Genomic DNA, 3,197 nt, shown 5'->3' with positions numbered 1-3,197 from the left:
CGTCCGCGATCCGCGCGGGTAAGAATGATTACCGCAAAGGATGAACAGAACGTTAAATCTAACTCGCATGCCGCTAACGCAACGTATCGTCTCCCCCTGGCGCACGGCCCACCAACAGACACCCGAACCCCGACTGGTATGGTGTCGGCCACGATAAAGCTGAACCAGTAGAGAATCACGCTCCCAGGTATTTACTTTCCGGCCAGGAGAGAGGAGTGCTGCCCCGACTCCCTACACCAAAAAGACTTAGAATTATCCGGCGAATCTAGCGAGAGTTCAGTTCATGGCTGCGAATTTCGCTGAAACGGTCGCTGAAAGGCCGACGCCGGGGGGGATCAACACACCGAACATGGCAGTTCCGCCGCCGGAGTACGTGGTGGTGGATCTGGATCCGCGAACGAGTGACCTCGCCGTCCCGGATGGATCCGGATGGCGGCGGGTCATGCGGGTGCCAGGACGACGGCATTACCATCACGAGCACCACGATCGCGCCATCGCGACCGTCCAGCAGGCCCGGAGCCGTACTCGATCGACGGGCCGGAGTTGCGTCGTCGGCCTTCTGTACATCGCCGAGTTCGRCCGGCTGCGCGAGCGCCTCGCTCCGGGCGCCTGCCTGTCTCTACTCGATCAGGTCRCCGCCCTGGCAGGTGATCTGCATCGGTGGCGTGGCTCCGCCATCGGCCAGGGCCGCCCCGGCGAGGTGGTCGTCGTCCTGCCGACGCGGCCGGGCCGCTCCGCCGAAGCGGCGTTCGGCGAGATCGTGCGTACGGTCGCAAGCTGTGACTTCGCCGTCAACGGCGAGCGTCTGCGGGTCACCCCCGTTCCGGGGTTCGTCCAGGTGGACGACACCATCGATGATGCCACCGCCCTGCGGCGGGCCCGGCTGGCCATGGGGCTCGCCGCAGGGCAGCTCGACATGGTCCCCGTCTGTTACGACCCGAAGATGGAACCAGCGGAGAACCAGCCGCGACGTTCCGGGCGCCCGTTGCACACACGGTTGCGGCCGTCCGACGCCGTCCAGATCGTCGTCTCGACCGCGATCTGCCTCGGACTCCCGTTCGGGATCTACAGCACACTGTTCACACTGGGCCTCGACCCGACCCACGTCGTCTTCGCACTCCTGGCCATCGCGCTGGCCGGCACTACCCTCACCACCTACCTGGAGCAGTTGTCGGCGCTCGAACCGGAGAAGTGCCCGGACGCGCCCGCCGCGCCGTTCCCGGCGGCGAGCGCCATCATCGCCGCGTATCTGCCGAACGAGTCGGCCACGATCGTCGACACGGTCAAGGCGTTCCTCCGGCTGGACTACCCGGGTCCACTACAGATCATCCTCGCCTATAACACTCCCCGATACCTGCCCGTGGAGGAGACGCTCGCGCGGATCGCCGATTCCGATCCCCGTTTCATCCCGATGCACGTGCCGACCAGCACCTCCAAGGCGCAGAACGTGAACGCGGCGATGCCAAYGATCACCGGTGAGTTCGTCGGTGTCTTCGACGCGGATCATCATCCGGCACCGGACGCCTTCCGGCGGGCCTGGCGGTGGCTGTCGCACGGGGCCGCGGTCGTCCAGGGGCACTGCGTGATCCGGAACGGAGAGGCATCGCGGATCAGCCGCACCGTCGCCGTGGAATTCGAGTCGATCTATGCGGTGAGTCATCCCGGCCGGGCGAGGATGCATGGTTTCGGGATCTTCGGCGGGTCGAACGGCTACTGGCGGACCGACCTGCTGCACCAGACCCGTATGCGCGGGTCGATGCTGACCGAGGACATCGACGCGAGTCTGCGCACCATCATGAGCGGTGAGCGGATCGTCGCAGACCCGGAACTGGTCTCCTACGAGCTGGCGCCGACGACGATGTCGGCGTTGTGGCGGCAGCGGTTGCGCTGGGCGCAGGGTTGGTACCAGGTCTCCCAGCGGCATCTGTGGAAAGYCGTCGGCTCACCCGACCTCACCGCCCGCCAGAAACTCGGCCTGCTCTGGCTGCTGGGCTGGCGCGAGATATATCCGTGGCTTTCGCTGCAGATGTATCCGCTGATCGTCTTCGGTCTGCTGCACCCGCAGTCCGGGCACGGTTTCCGGTTGAACGTCTCCCTGTACGTGGTCGCCACACTCTTCTCGGCGATGGCGGGCCCGATCCAGGCGTTGTTCGCGTACGCCCTCGCCGACCCCACGATCCGCCGCCATCGGAGTTGGTTCGTCCAGTTCTGCCTGATGAACATCGTCTACAGCGAGTTCAAGAACGTCATCGCCCGGCTGGCACCGGTGAAGGAGCTGCTGCGGGAACGCGAGTGGCACGTGACCCCACGCGCCGTGCCGCAGCCCGACCCGGTCACGCCGGACGGCGCGACCGCACCTCCAGCTGGCTCCGCACCTCCAGCTGGCTCCGCGGCGGGCGGTGTGGTCCCTTACCCCGAAGCCAGGTCATGACCACACCAGGCGGCCCTCGAAACATCGTGCCGAGGTCCCGGGTTCTGCCCGCGCCGGCTCTCCCGTCCTGGTGGGCGCAGCCCCCGCCGCCGCCAGTGCCGCCGCCACCGGTGCCGCCGCCGCCAGTGCCGCCGCCACCGGTGCCGCCGCCGCCAGTGCCGCCGCCGAGAGAGCGGCCGACCGTGCCGGTCCGGACCTCGGCCCGGCCGCGGGCCGGGGGGGTGGGTATCACCGGAGAGAGCGGAGGGAACCGCCGCGGTCGCCGACGGACGACGGTGGGCGATCCCAGGCTCGAGCTGGTCGACCTGGGCGGGTTCCGCGGCGTGGCGGCGATCTCAGTGATCATTTTTCACGCCTATCAGTTCTGCCGCGGGGATGGCAACACGCCGTACGCGGGTACGTTCCTCGGCCAGGTCCTCGGCGCCTTCGACGGGATGATCAGTTGGTTCTTCCTGGTCTCCGGGTTCCTGCTGTATATGCCGATGGCGAACCGGGTCAGGGCCGGCCGGACCCAACGGTCACCCAAGAACACGCTCATACGTCGTGGACTGCGGATTCTTCCGCTGTACTACACGGCGCTCATCGTCGTGTGGGCGGCGCGTAATCCCACTCTGCCCGGCGACTGGATCGACCTGGTCGAACACCTGACCTTCACCCAGGTCTTCGACAGCAAGCGGGTGTTCTACACGATCGGCCCGGCCTGGTCGCTGGCCGTCGAGGTCTACTTCTATCTATACCTCGCCCTGGTCGCCGGCTGGCTGCGGCG

2 protein-coding genes are annotated in these 3,197 nt (G+C 67.0%); both read left to right on the top strand.

Annotation, left to right across the window (positions count from 1 at the left end):
* Positions 1–349: 349 nt before the first annotated feature.
* Entirely contained in the window at positions 350–2,431 is a 2,082-nt protein-coding gene (locus KBI5_RS24290; RefSeq protein ID WP_241883168.1) for a glycosyltransferase family 2 protein, read from the top strand.
* Positions 2,432–2,706: 275 nt separating this feature from the next.
* The coding region (locus KBI5_RS28295) for an acyltransferase family protein (RefSeq protein ID WP_241883167.1) at positions 2,707–3,197 on the top strand (491 nt) is incomplete at its 3' end.

It is taken from the genome of Frankia sp. KB5, assembly GCF_002099325.1.
Classification (GTDB): Bacteria; Actinomycetota; Actinomycetes; order Frankiales; family Frankiaceae; genus Frankia; species Frankia casuarinae.
The sequence above is the reverse complement of the archived record's forward strand: the minus strand, read 5'-3'. Positions and strand labels throughout refer to the sequence as shown.